Source organism: Nonomuraea sp. NPDC048901, assembly GCF_040649695.1.
In the GTDB taxonomy this organism is placed as follows: domain Bacteria; phylum Actinomycetota; class Actinomycetes; order Streptosporangiales; family Streptosporangiaceae; genus Nonomuraea.
The window spans coordinates 17344-32056 of sequence record NZ_JBEZFW010000029.1 but is presented as its reverse complement, the minus strand read 5'-3'; the positions used below and the strand labels follow the sequence as shown (position 1 = coordinate 32056).

12 protein-coding genes are annotated in these 14713 nt (G+C 70.1%); 2 read left to right on the top strand and 10 right to left on the bottom strand.

Annotation, left to right across the window (positions count from 1 at the left end; all coding sequences use genetic code 11):
- Positions 1–165: 165 nt before the first annotated feature.
- Positions 166–1122: a hypothetical protein gene (locus tag AB0C30_RS53685; RefSeq protein WP_357959386.1), complete on the top strand. Its 957-nt coding sequence runs from the start codon at positions 166–168 to the stop codon at positions 1120–1122.
- Complete coding sequence (locus tag AB0C30_RS53680; protein ID WP_357959384.1) at positions 1119–2192, top strand: hypothetical protein; 1074 nt, start codon at positions 1119–1121, stop codon at positions 2190–2192. Before AB0C30_RS53685 ends, AB0C30_RS53680 begins: the two co-directional genes overlap by 4 nt.
- On the opposite strand, the gene AB0C30_RS53675 is transcribed toward AB0C30_RS53680, so the two are convergent.
- The 10 genes from AB0C30_RS53675 to AB0C30_RS53630 form a co-directional block, all read right to left on the bottom strand.
- Positions 2186–3943 (bottom strand): cation:proton antiporter, encoded by a 1758-nt coding sequence (locus tag AB0C30_RS53675; RefSeq protein WP_357959382.1) that lies wholly within the window; start codon positions 3941–3943, stop codon positions 2186–2188. The genes AB0C30_RS53680 and AB0C30_RS53675 overlap by 7 nt on opposite strands.
- Positions 3944–3947: 4 nt before the next feature.
- On the bottom strand, positions 3948–5492 hold the full coding sequence (locus AB0C30_RS53670) for a tryptophan halogenase family protein (protein ID WP_357959379.1): 1545 nt from the start codon (positions 5490–5492) through the stop codon (positions 3948–3950).
- 28 nt (positions 5493–5520) lie between these two features.
- Positions 5521–6270, bottom strand: a complete 750-nt coding sequence (locus tag AB0C30_RS53665) for an NAD-dependent epimerase/dehydratase family protein (protein WP_357959377.1) — start codon at positions 6268–6270, stop codon at positions 5521–5523.
- A 9-nt stretch (positions 6271–6279) separates the two neighbouring features.
- A complete protein-coding gene (locus AB0C30_RS53660) occupies positions 6280–7632 on the bottom strand; it encodes an NDP-hexose 2,3-dehydratase family protein (RefSeq protein WP_357959374.1) in 1353 nt (450 codons plus the stop codon).
- Between the two features lie 92 nt (positions 7633–7724).
- Positions 7725–8963, bottom strand: a complete 1239-nt coding sequence (locus AB0C30_RS53655; protein ID WP_357959371.1) for an FAD-dependent monooxygenase — start codon at positions 8961–8963, stop codon at positions 7725–7727.
- A 15-nt stretch (positions 8964–8978) separates the two neighbouring features.
- Complete coding sequence (locus AB0C30_RS53650; RefSeq protein ID WP_357959368.1) at positions 8979–10592, bottom strand: FAD-dependent monooxygenase; 1614 nt, start codon at positions 10590–10592, stop codon at positions 8979–8981.
- Positions 10593–10694: 102 nt separating this feature from the next.
- Positions 10695–11903 (bottom strand): macrolide family glycosyltransferase, encoded by a 1209-nt coding sequence (locus tag AB0C30_RS53645; protein ID WP_357959366.1) that lies wholly within the window; start codon positions 11901–11903, stop codon positions 10695–10697.
- 15 nt (positions 11904–11918) lie between these two features.
- Complete coding sequence (locus AB0C30_RS53640; protein ID WP_357959364.1) at positions 11919–12656, bottom strand: class I SAM-dependent methyltransferase; 738 nt, start codon at positions 12654–12656, stop codon at positions 11919–11921.
- Positions 12646–13629 (bottom strand): dTDP-glucose 4,6-dehydratase, encoded by a 984-nt coding sequence (gene rfbB / locus AB0C30_RS53635; protein WP_357959361.1) that lies wholly within the window; start codon positions 13627–13629, stop codon positions 12646–12648. The genes AB0C30_RS53640 and rfbB overlap by 11 nt, the downstream gene beginning before the upstream one ends.
- On the bottom strand, positions 13626–14693 hold the full coding sequence (locus tag AB0C30_RS53630; protein ID WP_357959359.1) for a glucose-1-phosphate thymidylyltransferase: 1068 nt from the start codon (positions 14691–14693) through the stop codon (positions 13626–13628). The genes rfbB and AB0C30_RS53630 overlap by 4 nt, the downstream gene beginning before the upstream one ends.
- Positions 14694–14713: the final 20 nt, after the last annotated feature.

Genomic DNA, 14713 nt, shown 5'->3' with positions numbered 1-14713 from the left:
AAGCGACCATAACGGATATGACCGACACTTCGCCCCTTGTTCGTGGCGGCAGGTCGTGGCCGCCAACGGCGGAAGAAAAGAAAGAACAGCCGCCCGAACATCGCTCGAGCCTTATTCGAGCAACCACCGGCAAGCTTTAAACAAAAATTAAATTGAGGAGCTCCCATGGCACTCGCGTATATCGTGGACGGAGGTCTCAACGACAACCCGGGAACCGGCGCCGACCTTTATGAGCGTTTCCCCGCGGTGCGCCGCCTCTACGCTCAGGTACACGAGTGGACGGGGCTGGCGGTCGAAAGGCTCCTCGCCTGGGAGCTCCCCACGCAGCAGGAGTTCCGTCAGGTCGGCGCGATCCGGCAGGCCGCGGTGGTGCTCGGGCTCTGCGACGTACTCGCCGAGCACGGTGTGCGCCCCGATGTCGTGGGCGGCCTCAGCCTCGGCGGCAGGATCAGCGCCTGCATAGCGGGGTCGCTCAGCAGGCGCGGGCTGTTCGGGTTGCTGGCCAGGCTGCGTGACGCGCCACCGCCGCCGGGCCCCGCGCAGGGCGTGGCCGCCCTCGTCGTCCCCGCCGACGCGAACGTGGAGGACTACCTCCGAGGCAGACTCGGCGACGGGCTGCACGTCGCCGCCGAGCTCGGCGTGGTCGGCGGGCGTGACCGCATGCTCCTCCTGGCCGGCTACCGGGCGGAACTCGACGACCTCGCCGCGGGCCTGCCCAAGGGCGCGGTCAGGATTCCGAAGGAGGTCGTGGCCGCCTACCACTCCCCCCTGTCTCAGTATCTCGTCGACTTCCTCGACCCGGCCCTGGACACCGTCCCCTTCGACGACCCGGTCATCCCGCTCTGCTCGTGCATGACGCCCAGGACGCTCACCACGGCGGCCGAAGTGCGGGCGGAGTTCCGGCGCAACCCGATCGAGCGGGTCAGCCTCCCGCAGGTCTTCGCCGGTCTCGAGCGGCACGACACCGAGCTGGCGCTGCTGCTCGGCCCCGCCCAGGTGGACCTGTTCCTGGAGTCCCCCAACGTCCACGTCGTCCATGTGGAGTCAGCCGAGCACGTGGCGGAGGCCCTGACGGCGATCCACGAGTTCGGCGTCCTGCTCTCGCCAGGAGGCGCACGATGAACGAGCTTCCCGAAAATGAGCTCACTGACCAATGGCTCCAGCTCGACCTCGACGAGTGGACGCGGCAGGTGGTCCGCCGCCACTTCGACCCCGAATCCGGCTCGCCCTTCTGGCTCAAGCGGGCGGCCGAGCTGCCCTTCGATCCGTACGACATCACCCGCTACGAGGAGCTGAGAGCCTTCGGCCCCTTCGAGCTGCCCCTGCTCCGCCACCTGGATCCCGCGGATCTGGTGCCGATGGCCGTACCCAGGCCGCTGGTGGGACGCGTGTGGGAGTCCGGCGGGACCACCGGCGACCCCTGCCGGGTCTTCTACACCCCGCGGATGATCACCCATCGGGGAGTGTGGCGGCGCTGGTCCTTCGTCACCGAGGGCTTCCAGCCCGGCCGGTCCTGGGTCCAGGCGACACCGACGGGACCACACCTCATCGGCAACGGCTGGTGGGAGCTGTCGGAGCTGTACGGCTCGCTGGTCTACGGGATCGACCTGGATCCCCGCTGGATCAAGCGGCTGCTGCGGGACGGACGGCTTGATGAGGCCGAGCGTTACACCGGCCACATCGTGGAGCAGATCGCCACCATCCTGCGCACCCAGCGGATCGACCACGTCAACACGACCCCGGCGTTGTTCCAGGCGCTGGCCAGGCGCGAGCCCGAGCTCGTGGCCGCGCTCGGGGGCGTCCGGCTGAGCGGGACGCAGATCACCCCGCAGATGTACCGCTCCTTCCGTGCCGCGCTCGGCGACGGCATCGTCGGGATGAGTTACGGCAACACCTTCGGCAACGCCGCGAGCCTGCCCGCCGAGCGCGATGGCGCGCTCCTGCCGTACGCGCCCAATTACCCGCACGTCACGATGTCGGTGGTGGACAAGGGGGACTGGGAGCGCACCGTCGAGTACGGCGAGCTGGGCCAGGTCATGCTGACCGTGCTCCATGAGGACCTCTTCCTGCCCAACGTGCTGGAGCGCGACCAGGCGCTGCGCTACGAGACGGGCGGGCGCTGGCCGAGCGACGGGGTGGCCAACGTCCGCCCGCTGCAGATCAGCCGCCAGGCGCCCGAGGGGATCTACTGATCCGCGGATTTGTCCGCCGTGGCGCTACGCGGCCAGGCCGCGTAGCGCCGCTGCCCGTAGACCAGCGGGACGGCGGCGGGGCGTAGCACGGTGATCCGGGCCACCCTGCCGACGACGATCGTGTGGTCGCCCATCGGGATGAGCCGGTGCAGGGCGCATTCGGCGGCCGCGTGCGCGTCGTGCCCGGTCAGGACGGGCGTCGACCACAGTTCGCCGGGGCGCCAGTCGACGGCCGTGAAGCGCCCCCCGCCGGCGAACGCCTCGGCCGCCTCCCCGCCCTCGTGGTGCAGCAGGTTGACGGCGAAGGCGCCGCTGTCGCGCAGCGCGGCCAGGGTGCCGCTCCTGTTGTGCACACAGACCAGCAGCAGCGGCGGCTCCAGCGACAGGCTGGACAGCGAGGAACAGGTCAGGCCGTGCGGGACGCCCTTGCCGTCCAGGGTGGTCACGACCGCCACGCCCGTCGGGAACATGCTCATCAGGGCTTTGAGTTCCCGCACGTCCAGGTCCGCGATCGGCACCGCCGGCACCGGCTCGCGCGGGGTCCCGCGCATGAGGCGGCCCAGCAGCGGCCCCGTCAGGGCGGTGGTGATCAGCGCCATCAGGACGAACATGGAGTACATCCCCTTGGTCAGCAGGCCGACCTGCAAGCCCACGCTGAGCACCACGATCTCGGTGAGGCCCCGCGTATTGAGCAGGACCCCGACGATGAGCGCGTCCTTCCTGTGCAGCCCGGCCAGGCGCGAGCCCAGGTAGCCGCCGCCGACCTTCCCCACGATGGCCACCGGCAGGATCAGTCCGAGCCAGGCCAGGCCGCCCGCCGGCAACGCCGTCAGGTCCATCGAGGCACCGGAGACGACGAAGAAGATCGGGATCAGCGCGTTGCCCACGGTCCGCATCGGCGCCAGGATGCGCTCATCGCACGTGCCGTCGTCGCGCCTGGGCAGGATCGCCCCCGCGCACAGCGCGCCGAACACCACGTGCAGGCCCAGCGCCACGCTGCCCACCGCACCGAGCAGCACCAGCGCGGCGGCGGGCCCGGTGTCGAGGTCGCGCAGGAAGCGCCCGACGCGGCCCCGCAGCACCTTGCGGACCACGATCAGGCCGACCAGCATGACGCCGCCCGCTGTCAGCACGGCCGTCCACGAGGACAATCCCGGCTGCGCGAAGGCGGCGGCGATCCCCAGCAGGATCCAGGCGGGCACGTCGGTGGCCGTCGCGCCCGCGATGCCGACCATGGCGGGCACGGTCTCGGTGATGCGCAGGTCCACGAGGATGCGAACGAGCACCGGGATCGCGGTGGTGGCGAGCGCGACCCCGATGAACAGGACGAAGGCGGCGGGATGCGCGCCGGCCGTACTCGAGACCGGGCTCCGGACCAGCAGGACGACGCCCACGCCGAACCCGAGCGCCAAGGGCAGGCCGAACGAGCCGGCCGCGACCCTGGCGATCAGTCCCGCTCGGCCCACCAACGGGCTGGGGTCCAGGCCGTAGGCCAGCGCGCCCAGGTAGAGCGCGAGCCCGATCGAGGCCAGCACGGCCAGGTAGGGGGAGATTTCGGCGGGGAGCAGCCAGGTGCGCAGACCCGGAGCGACGCGGCCCAGGGCCACCGGGCCCAGCAGGATCCCCGCGAGAATCTCGCCGAGCACGGGCGGCTGGCCGATGCGGGCGGCGGCCCTGGCCAGGACCGCCGCCGTGACCCAGATCAGGACAAGGGCGACACACAGGTGCTCGAAGGTCTGGTCGGCTGACATCGGCTCATCCGGCCGTCAGCTTCGCGAAGTACTCGTACTGGCTCGGCAGCGCGGCGACCAGCCGCGCGGCCTGCCCCCGCAGCGCGGCGAACTCCCGCCGCGCGCCCGCCGGGTCCAGCAGGTCCAGGACGGGGCGGGGGCTGGGCTTGAGCCCGCCCAGGCCCAGCAGCATGGACGTCCAGGAGTAGGGCTCGAAGCCGTGATAGTACGGCCAGACGCTCTCGGTGTCGGGCAGCCGGTGCTCCCAGGTGGCCAGCCGTTCGGCGAGCCCCTCGGGCAGGTCCCGCTCCTTGGTCGCCTTCCAGTACGGCGTGTCGGCCCGCGCGGCGCCGTAGTAATGGAAGGACAGGAACTCGCGCACCCCGTCCAGGCAGCGCGCTATGAGCAGGTTGTAGTCACGCCGCAGGCCCTCCTCGTGCTCCCCTGCGGGGAAGTGCTTCACGAGTTGCTCTATGCCGTGCTGGATGAAGAAGATCCCCGTGGACTCCAGGGGCTCGACGAACCCGCTCGACAGCCCGATGGCGACGCAGTTGTTCACCCAGGAGTCGCGGTTCCTGCCGATGCGCATCCGGATGTGGTTGGCCTCCAGGTCGCGGGCGGCGGGCCCGGCGAAGTCGCGCAGCGTCCGCTCGGCCTCCTCGGGCGAGCAGTAGTCACTCGCGTAGACGTAGCCCATGCCGAGCCTGTCGTGCAGCGGAATGGTCCAGATCCAGCCGGCGTCCATCGCGGTGGCCGTCGTGTAGGGTCTGATCCCCTCGCGCTCGATGTCGGTGGGTACGCGCAGCGCCACCGCGCGGTCGTTGGGCAGCTCGCGAGCGTAGGAGACGAACGGCTCGCCCAGCGCCTTGTTGATCAGCAGGCCCTGGAAGCCCGTGCAGTCCACGAAGAGATCGCCGTGGATCTCGCCGTGCTCGCGGGTGACCAGGTGGCTGATCCAGCCGCGCTCGTCGAGGCGGGTCTCCAGCACGTCGTCGACCACCCGGCTGATCCCGCGCCCGGTGCCGAGCCGCATGAGGTAGCCGGCCAGCAGGGCCGCGTCGAAATGGTAGGCGTAGGGGAACTGGGTGACCTGCTCGCTCAGCGTGGTGCGCCCCGCCGGGCCCTCGGGGTCGGCGTCCTCGAAAAGGGTGCCGTCCAGGAAGCGCGGCGAGCGCTTGGCGTCGCACAGCGCGGAGATGAGGAAGCACTCCTGGTCGAAGCGGCCGGTCGTACCCAGCCGCTGCCACCATTCGGCGAGGCTGAAGCCGTCGGCGACCCGCAGCCGTTCGAAGGGGTGGTAGAAGTGGTGGCCGGGCTCGCGCCAGTTCTCGAAGCGGATGGCGAGCTTGTAGGTGGCGTTGCAGGCCGGCATCCACTCACGCTCCTCGAGCCCGAGAAACTCGAAGAAGCCGCGGATCGTGCTGAAGGTCGCCTCTCCCACACCGATGGTGGGGACGCGGCCGGATTCCACCAGCGTGACGGAGACCTTGTCGCGCAGGCTCGCCTGGAGATAGGTCGCGGTCATCCAGCCCGCGGTGCCCCCGCCGACGATGACGACTCTTTTCACCATCTTGATCCCTTACTCGAGAATGGGTGACTCATGCCAGCGCGCCGATCGCGGCAGGGATGTACTTGTCGAGGACGGCCCGGTAGTCACGCGTGCTCAGGGCGGCCGGGGCCAGCCGGCGGACCTTCTCGATCGAGATGGGCGCCGCCGAGTGGTTGCCGGCGATCTCCACGACGTCCTTGACCGCGACGCGCCCCATTCGCTCCTCGATGTGCTCGACGACGTACTCCACTGGTACGGCCAGGCCGGAGGCCACGTTGACGACCTCGCGCGAGACGTGGGCGGAGAGCAGGCCGTCCAGGGCGGAGACGACGTCGGCGACGTCGACGAGATCCCGGCGGGCGCCCCGGTAGACGCGCACGGTCCCCGACATGATCTGCCTGACCAGCGCGGGGAGCAGCTGGTGCGGGGGCTGGTCGGCGCCGACGACGTGGGACAGCCGCAGCACCAGGTAGTCGACGCCCGAGGCGTCGAGCACCGCCTCCATCGCCAGCTTGTGCCGGCCGTAGGGCGAGTACGGGTAGACGGGGCTGTCCTCGCGCCCCGAGTCGCCGGGCGGGCCGTACATGGCGGCCGAGGCGGTGGAGAAGAACACCATCCGGTGACGCGCGCGCTTGCAGCGCTGGACGATCTCGTAGAGCTGCGTGGCCTCGCGCAGGAACTCGGCGTCTGAGACGGTGGCCGTGGAGGAGACGCCACTGGCGACGGCCACGACATCGGGGTGCTTGGCGGCGAGCGGGCGCAGGTTGCGGGCGAGGAAGCCGTTTCCGATGATCTGCATCGATCTCTCCTAGCGCCAGGAGCCGAGTGCGGCGAGCGCCACCAGGAGAGTGCGCGCCTGCACGTTGAGGTAGTTGTTGTGCTTGAGCAGGCCGCCGAGCTGGTCCGCGGTCATCCACCGGTAGTCGGGCGGGACCTCCAGCGAGAAGTCGTCTCCGGTCTCGATCAGTGAGTAGCGGCTCTGCGCCCGGTAGAACCGGCCGCCTTCCTCGGAGAGGATCGCCGAGTAGTGAACCCGAGCCTCGTCGGCGTTGAGCACGTAGTCCAGGAACAGCGGCTGCGTCGCGGGGTCACGGTAGTTGTCGGGCACGCACTGCACGGTCGGGGCGAGCTCGACCACGTCCAGGTATCCCGCCTCGACCCGCGCGTGCACCAGCAGGTGCAGCACGCCGCGCACCCGCTTGAGCAGGAAGGCGACCACCCCGCAGCCGTGCGGGGCGATCAGCGGCTGGGTCCAGTGGCTGACCTCCCTGCTGGTCGCCTCGACCGCGACGCCGACGACGCTGAAATACCTGCCGTCCTCATGGCAGATCTCCCCTCCCGACCGGTGCCAGCGGGACACCTCGCGCAGCGGCACGGTCCTGGTGGTGACGTCGTGCAGCGCCTTGGTCTCGGTGAACCAGCTCAGGAGTTCGCCGGAGTCGTGCAGGCCGGCCCCCGGATCGTAGGAGCGCGCCAGCGCCGCCTCGAAGGCGCCCGCCGCGGGCCGCCGAGGCCGCGAGCCCTCCCCGACCAGGCACGACAGTACGGAGCGGGCGTCCATGTTGACGAGGTTGTCGGCCGCCAGCAGCGCCCGTGTGTCGTCGAGCGAGAGCCAGCAGAAGTCGTCGTCGACGGGGATGTCCTCGTCGATCTCGATGACCATGTTGCGGTTGCGCTTGCGCAGGAACCAGGCGCCGTGCTCGGACTGCAGGACGTCCACCAGGACGCGACCGCGCCTGGGCTGGGCGAAGTACTCCAAGTAGCGGATGCCGGTGCCCTTGTGCACCCGGGTGTAGTTGCTGCGCGTGGCCTGCACGGTCGGAGAGAGCTGCAGGGTGTTGACGTTGCCCGGCTCCATCTTGGCCTGCATCAGGCAGTGGAGCACCCCGTCGACCCTGCGGACGATGATGCCGAGCAGCCCGATCTCGGGCTGGTTGATGATCGGCTGGTCCCATTCGGCGAAGGCACCGTAGTCGGATCGGACCCGCAGCCCCTCGATCCTGAAGAAGCGCCCGCTGTCATGGACGATGTTTCCCGTGCCCGCCTCGAATCCCCAGCCCTTGAGTTCGGAGAGCGGAATGCGGGAGACGTGAAAGTCGTGAACTCCGCCGCGTTCTTCGAGCCATTCTCGAAAGGGTGTCTTCGAGAATGCGATGGTCATGGATTCGGGAATTCCGGCGGCATCAGCCGTTACCGGCGTGTCGAACATGTTCCCATGTTCGGCAGGTCACATCGAATTCCACTTGAATACCGCTAGCGCGACAATCGTCCGAGCCAGCCGAACATTCTGCTCAGCAGGCCGCCGCCGGACCCCGCGGCCGCCGCCTCGGAGGCACGGACCGCGGCGAAGCCGTACTCGGTCATCCGCCGCTCGTAGTCGCCGATCGCGCCGGCCAACGGCTCGCCGGCGGCCACCGCGCGGGACAGCTCGCGGCACAGCAGCGCGGCGTCCAGCAGCGCGCAGTTGGCCCCCGAGCCCTGGGCCGGGCTCATCGCGTGGATGGCGTCGCCCAGGACGGTGACGTTCGTCGGCGCCCAGGCCTCGATGGGCGTGGAGCTCCTGATGGGGACGTAGAAGGTCTGGTCCACCTCAGCGGCCGCGACGAGCGCCACCAGGTCGGGATGCCAGCCGGTGATCCGCTCCCGCACCAGCTCGTGCAGGCCGGCGCCACCAGCCGCCGACAGTTCGGCGTCGGTGCCGGGCAGCCCGGCCGAGGGCACGGCCAGCGCCCACATCACGTAGTCACCCGCCCAGCTCAGGCTCAGACCAGGCCAGAGCCTCGCGGCCGCCTCGGCCGGATCCTCGCGCAGGCGTACGAGGCCGAGCGCCATGCCGGCGCGCTTCGACCGCACCGACATGAAACCGTCGGTCAGCCGGGGCGGCAGCAGCTTGGCCACGCGATCGTCCAGCCGCGTCTTGCCGTAGACGCACCTGGTGCCCAGGTCCCTGATCTCCAGGTGCGGCAGGTACTGCCGGCGTACCCGGGAGCCGACACCGTCGGCACCCACCAGCAGGTCGCCGACCGCGCTGGTGCCGTCGGCGAACCAGGCGCGCACCCGCTCGCCCTCGTGCTCGTAGTGGGTGAACTCGGCGCCGAAGCGGACCACGTCGTCCAGCCCCGCCAGGAGGACCTGGCGCAGCGTCATCCGGTCGACCGCGGCGCTGAACGTCTTGGGGTCCTCCCCCGCCGACACGCCGTCGAACTGGACGGCGTGCAGCTCCCGCAGCCGCTCGTCCACGATCGTGACCCGGCTGCTGGGCAGCCCGGCCGTAGCGACGAACAGCTCGTACAGCCGGGGCGGCAGGCACTCCTGCAGCCCGCCCGCGCCCCGGGAGTCCAGGTGGATGCGGTAGCCCTGTGGACGGTGGTCCAGCGAGGGGTCGCGCTCATAGAGCGCCACCTCGATCCCGGCGGCGCGCAGCCCGTGGGCCGCGCATAAGCCGCCGAGGCCGCCTCCGATGATCACGACCTGTGGCGGCGCTTCCGGCATCGGCACGCACTCCTGTCACTGGTGGACGGGGTCGGACGCGAGACCCGAATGATCATAACGAGGTTCGCCACAGGAGAGAGTCTTTGTCATGATTTCCTGCAAAGTGGCGTTCGGGTCCGCGGCGGGCCCCGCGGCGCGCCAGGCGACGAACGCGTCCGGCCGGACCAGCGCGCAGCCGCCGTCGCCGATGCCGTAGGCGGCGGTGACCGCGGCGTCGACCTCCACGGCACGCAGCGGCACGGACAGTTCCTTGGCCACCCGCGTCGCCGCGTCCGCCCACGCCGCACCGCCCGGTCCCGTGAGCAGGACGAACCCGTCGGAGAACAGGTCGAGTGTGGAGAAGGGCTCGGCGCCGCGCCGCAGCCACACGTGCGGGGCTCTCGTACCCGGCTCGCCGTTCAGCTCCAAGCTGGGTGACAGCGGCTCGGTCTCGACACCGCCGGGGACCGCGGTGGAGGCGTACCGGTAGCCGAGGGTGACGATGATGTCGTCCACGAGCCGGTCGCCGGGCAGTGCCCGGCCGTGCCTGATACGGAAGCGGACCATCGCCTGCTCGGCCATGGCCGTGCCCAGCGGTCTGCGCTCGGCGTCGTAGGTGTCCAGCAGCCCGGGGCCCGCCCAGCCCTGCAGGACGGCCGCGAGCTTCCAGGCCAGGTTGTGCGCGTCGTGGATGCCGGTGTTGGCACCGAAACCGCCGGCGGGCGGATGGACGTGGGCCGCGTCCCCGGCGAGGAACACCCGCCCCTTGCCGAAGCGCTCCGCGATCCGCTGCGCGCCCTCCCAGGGGACCCGGTCGACCACCTCGACCGCCAGATCGGGGCGGCCCGACACCTCCCGGAGCAGCGCCACGCAGCGCTCAGGGGTGAAGTCGGCGACCGACTCACCCGCTTCGGGATCGTAGATGGCGGCCGCCACCCACGGGTCGCAGCCGTGCAGCCGCGACAGCGCGACGGGCGTGGTGGAGGCGGTGGTGTAGCAGAGGATGAACCTGCGGCCGCCCATGAGCTCTTCCAGCTCCGGCGCCCGGAAGTAGATGCTCAGCGCGTTGAACACCGCGCCTCTGCCTCGGGTCTCCAGGCCGAGTGCCGCGCGGACGTCGCTGCGCGAGCCGTCGGCGCCCACGAGGTAGCGCGTGCGTACCTGATAGCGCTCCTCGGCGTTCTGGAGGGTGACCAGGACGCCGTCCTCGTCCTGCTCGAACCCGACGAGCCTGGTGCCGAACCGAGCCTCGGCGCCCTGCTCCCTGGCCGCGGCCAGCAGCACGGTCTCGTAGCGGTCCTGGCCGCAGCCCATGGCGGTGACCGGGCTGATGGTCTCGCCGTACAAGGTGGGGGCCTCGATGACCTGGGCGTCGGCGATCTCCGCGAGCGTGCGGGTGCGCAGGATGCCGCCCTCGAAATAGGCGAGGGAGTCGTCCATCTCCAGCGCGCGGATGCCGGGCTCGAGGCCGGCCGCGCGGAAGATCTCCATGGTCCTGGCCTGAATGCCCGGGGCTCGGGGGAGCACGGACGTGCCGGGACGCTTCTCCACGAGCAGGGGTCTGATGCCGTGGCGGCTCAGGAAGACCGTGGCCGCGAGCCCGACGGGGCCCGCCCCCGCGATCAGTACGGGAACGCTCTCAACGCGCATCGTTGTCCTCTCTCCGCGGTGCGGCGGTGGCCGGCGGGCGCACGCGCGCGTGCTGCCTCATCTGGCGCTCGATCTCGGGCGGGCGCACGCGCGCGTGACGCCTCATCTGGCGGTCAGTCTCATCGGCCGCAGCCGGCGCTGGATCTCGTCGGCCGCCCGCGGCGCGCCGCCCGCCTCGTGCAGGGACGCGCCGACCGTGGCCGCGGCCTCGGCGTAGGAGGGCCGCGCCATGACGGCGGCGGCGGCACGGCGCAGGGAGCGCGCGTCGAGCCGCCGGTTCGTCAGTACCCGTCCCGCGCCGAGCCTGGCCACTCTCCTGGCCATCCACGGCTGGTCGGCGTCCTGCGGGATCACCACCATGGGTACGCCGAAGGACAGGGCCTCGTACACGCTGTTGGTGCCGCCGTGGGTGATGAACAGCGAGGCGTGCCGCAACAGCTCGACCTGGGGGACGAACGCCTCGACCCTGATGTTGTCCGGGATCGCCCCGAGGTCCCAGGACGCGATCGAGCGGCCGGCCGAGATGACGACCTGCAGATCCTGGTCGCCGAAGGCCTCGATACAGGTCCGGTAGAACTCGGGGCGATCGTTGAAGACGGTGCCCAGCGAGACGTAGACCAGCGGCCTGCCGTCCAGCCAGTCGGTGGGGAAGGAGAACTCGGGCCTGGCCTGGAGAGCGGGCCCGACGAACACGAAGCGGTCCTCGGGCAGCGCGGCCGCGTAGGGCTGGAACATCCTGGAGCTGTAGACGATGTTGAGCGGTCCCGGGTTGGTGAAGACCCGGAAGTCGTGCGGCTGATCGACGCCGTAGTCACGCCGGATGCTCCTGGCCAGCATCCGGTTGCGTACGACCTGTCCAGGGTTGGCCACCCGGCAGGCGAAGATCCGCAGCACCTCCAGCGGCAGCGCGTAGGCCATTCGCCGGTTGACCAGCAGGATCGGCACCGAGCATGCGGCCGGGACGCCGAGGATGCTCGCCATGTGGCCGCCCCACGTGCTGAGGATGTCGTAGACGATGTAGTCGGGTTCGAGCGCGCGGACCTCTTTCAGCGTGTGCTCGAGCACCCACCGGCCCAGGCTCAGGAAGGCGTTGATCTGGCGAAGCGGGTTACCGTCGCCGCCCAGGCCCTCCAGCGGCATGTCGTCGCCGTAGGTGTGGAAGACGGCGCCGGTCGCTTCGATCGCCGGCCTGAAGTAGTCCAGCGCGAAGTAGTGCACCACCTCCCCGCGCCTGACCAGCTCGGCGACGACCGGGAGTGAGGGGATGATGTGCCCGTAGCCGGGGAAGGCCAGGAAAGCTGCGGTTGCCATGGGACTCCGTGACGGTCAGGGGCGGCAGACGAAGCCCATGAAGTAGCGCTCGACCTTGACGTCCAGGACCTCGGAGAACTCCTCGGCCAGGATCTTCTCGACCTCCGCGCTGCGCAGGAGCTGCGTACGGTAGGAGCCGGTGCGCACCCGCCCGCCCGTGGCGCGGATCAGCAGGGCGGTGCTCAAGAACAGGGCGGTCCTGCCGAAGTGCTCGAGCGCGCCGTACCTCTTGCGCTGGAACTCGTGGAAGTGGTCGGCGATCCACACGTTGCCGACGAAGGTCCCGCCGGGCTCTACAAAGGTCTTCAACCTGCGCAGCACCTGCCGCACGTCACCGAGATGGTGGATGGCGTCGATGCACAGCACCAGGTCGGCCGGCTTGAGCCCGTTGTCCTTCCAGAAGTCGCCGAGCAAGAGCTGGAGCGCGTCGTGCTTGACCCGCTCCCGGGCCAGCTCGAGGCCCTGGGCCGAGATGTCCAGCGCGGTGATCTCGCGCACCTTCGTCCGCTCGGCGACCAGACGGGTGAACTCGCCGGTGCCGCAGGCGAACTCAAGCGCCCGCTCCGCCTCCGCACCATATGTCGACAGATAACCGGCGATCGTGTCCTTCTGCAGCAGGAACTCGTCGGCCAGGATGCTGTGCCGCTCGGCCGAGTCCCTGTCCCAGAACCTCGCCGCCCAGTAGTCCCTGCCGTCCGGCGGGACCCCCTTCAGTACCGCCCGGCCCGTCTCGGCCATGAACTCAGCGAGCATGTGCCAACCGCTCCTCTCGTGTGTCCCACCACTGGTGGTTGTCCGCGTACCAGCGCACGACCTCGGCCAGGCCCGCGTCGAAGTCGATGCCGGGGGTGAAGCCGAGCTCCTCGTGGATCTTCGTGGCGTCGACCGAATACCTCAGGTCGTGCCCCTTGCGGTCGGTGACGGCCCGCACCCGGCTCCAGTCGGCTCCGCAGAGGTCGAGCAGTTTGGCGGTCAGCTCCCTGTTGGTGAGCTCGACGCCGCCGCCGACGTTGTAGATCTCACCGGCGCGGCCCCGCTCGAGTACGAGCTGGACAGCCCGGCAGTGGTCGTCCACGTGCAGCCACTCGCGCACGTTCCGGCCGTCCCCGTAGAGCGGGACGTCCCGCCCGTCCAGCAGCCGGGTAACGAACAGCGGAATGACCTTCTCGACGAACTGGTGCGTGCCGTAGTTGTTGGAGCATCGCGTGATGGACACGTCCAGGCCATGGGTCCTGAAGGCGGCCCTGGCCATCATGTCGGCGGCGGCCTTGGACGCCGCGTAGGGGCTGTTGGGCTCCAGCAGATGGTCCTCGCGCCAGGATCCCTCGGCGATCGAGCCGTACACCTCGTCGGTGGAGACGTGTACGACCTTGGCGACCCCCGCGGCCAGGCAGCAGTGCAGCAGAGTCTGGGTTCCGGCCACGTTGGTGCGCACGAACTCCGAGGCGGCGACCAGCGACCTGTCCACATGCGACTCCGCGGCGAAATGGACCACCGCGTCGTGCCCCGGGAGCAGGTCGAGCAGCAGGCCCTCGTCGCAGACATCGCCGCGCACGAACGTCAGGCTCGGGTGATCCATGGGCAGGTTGGCGGTGTCGCCGGCGTAGGTCAGCTTGTCCAGCACGGTGACGCGGGCGCCCTCGTAGCCGGCGCGGTCTCCCCGCAGCAGGCTCCTGACGTAGTGGCTCCCGATGAAGCCGGCACCGCCGGTGACCAGGATGTTCACGTCGCCAGTTCCGCGTAGGTGTGGTCGCCGACGATCAGGCGGTGCCGCCGGGGGTCGGCGGGCGAGGGGACGACGGTCGACGATCTGCCGATGACCGAGGCGTGGATCCCGTGTACGCCCCTGACCGAGGTGCCGTCCAGGACGATGGAGTTCCTGATCCCGGCGTCGTGTACGGCGCAGCCGCGGCCGAGCGCGGTGTGCGGGCCGATCACGCTGTCCTCGATCACGCTGTCCGCGCCGATGATGACCGGACCCTCGATCTTGGACCTGCGGATCCGTACGCCGCGCTCCACCACCACCTGGCCCGACAGGCGGCTGCGCGCATCGATCTCACCGGCCAGGCTGCCCTCCAGGCCGTCGAGCAGGGCCCGGTTGCACTCCAGCAGGTCCTCGATCTGGCCCGTGTCGCGCCAGAAGCCGGAGAACACCTGGGCGCGGACCTTTCTGCCCCGCTCGACCAGCCACTGGATGGCGTCGGTGATCTCCCACTCGTTGCGCCGGCCCATGCCGATGCTCTGGACGGCCTCGTGGACGGCCGGGGTGAACAAGTAGACGCCCATCAGCGCCAGGTCGCTCTTGGGTCGCTGCGGCTTCTCCTCCAGGCCGACGACCCTGCCGTTGGCGTCGATCTCGGCGATGCCGCACGCCGATGGGTCGGTGACCTTGGTCACGATGACCTGGGCCGCCGGGCGATGCTCATGGAACTCCTCCACGAAGTCGGAGATCTCCCCGAGCAGCACGTTGTCGCCGAGGTACATGACGAAGTCGTCGTCACCGAGGAAGTCACGTGAGATGAGGACGCAGTGGGCCAGGCCCAGCGGCTCGCTCTGCGAGATGTAGGTGATGCGCAGGCCCAAGCGCGAGCCGTCGCCCACCTCCGCGCGGATCTGTTGGCCGCGGTCGCCTACGACGATTCCCACGTCGGTTATCCCGGCCCTGCGGATGTTCTCCAGACCGTGGTAGACGACAGGCTTGTTGGCGATCGGCACGAGCTGTTTAGGCATCGAGTGGCTGAGGGGACGCAATCGCGTCCCAATCCCGCCTGCCAGGATCAGAGCCTTCATAGGTGAATTGGTATCCCGTC

What these genes read in the sequence shown, in the direction of transcription:
- AB0C30_RS53685 (WP_357959386.1), top strand. Translation starts at nt 166, where the DNA reads ATGGCACTCGCGTATATCGTGGACGGAGGTCTCAACGACAACCCGGGA.
- AB0C30_RS53680 (WP_357959384.1), top strand. Translation starts at nt 1,119, where the DNA reads ATGAACGAGCTTCCCGAAAATGAGCTCACTGACCAATGGCTCCAGCTC.
- AB0C30_RS53675 (WP_357959382.1), bottom strand. Translation starts at nt 3,943, where the DNA reads ATGTCAGCCGACCAGACCTTCGAGCACCTGTGTGTCGCCCTTGTCCTG.
- AB0C30_RS53670 (WP_357959379.1), bottom strand. Translation starts at nt 5,492, where the DNA reads ATGGTGAAAAGAGTCGTCATCGTCGGCGGGGGCACCGCGGGCTGGATG.
- AB0C30_RS53665 (WP_357959377.1), bottom strand. Translation starts at nt 6,270, where the DNA reads ATGCAGATCATCGGAAACGGCTTCCTCGCCCGCAACCTGCGCCCGCTC.
- AB0C30_RS53660 (WP_357959374.1), bottom strand. Translation starts at nt 7,632, where the DNA reads ATGACCATCGCATTCTCGAAGACACCCTTTCGAGAATGGCTCGAAGAA.
- AB0C30_RS53655 (WP_357959371.1), bottom strand. Translation starts at nt 8,963, where the DNA reads ATGCCGGAAGCGCCGCCACAGGTCGTGATCATCGGAGGCGGCCTCGGC.
- AB0C30_RS53650 (WP_357959368.1), bottom strand. Translation starts at nt 10,592, where the DNA reads ATGCGCGTTGAGAGCGTTCCCGTACTGATCGCGGGGGCGGGCCCCGTC.
- AB0C30_RS53645 (WP_357959366.1), bottom strand. Translation starts at nt 11,903, where the DNA reads ATGGCAACCGCAGCTTTCCTGGCCTTCCCCGGCTACGGGCACATCATC.
- AB0C30_RS53640 (WP_357959364.1), bottom strand. Translation starts at nt 12,656, where the DNA reads ATGCTCGCTGAGTTCATGGCCGAGACGGGCCGGGCGGTACTGAAGGGG.
- AB0C30_RS53630 (WP_357959359.1), bottom strand. Translation starts at nt 14,693, where the DNA reads ATGAAGGCTCTGATCCTGGCAGGCGGGATTGGGACGCGATTGCGTCCC.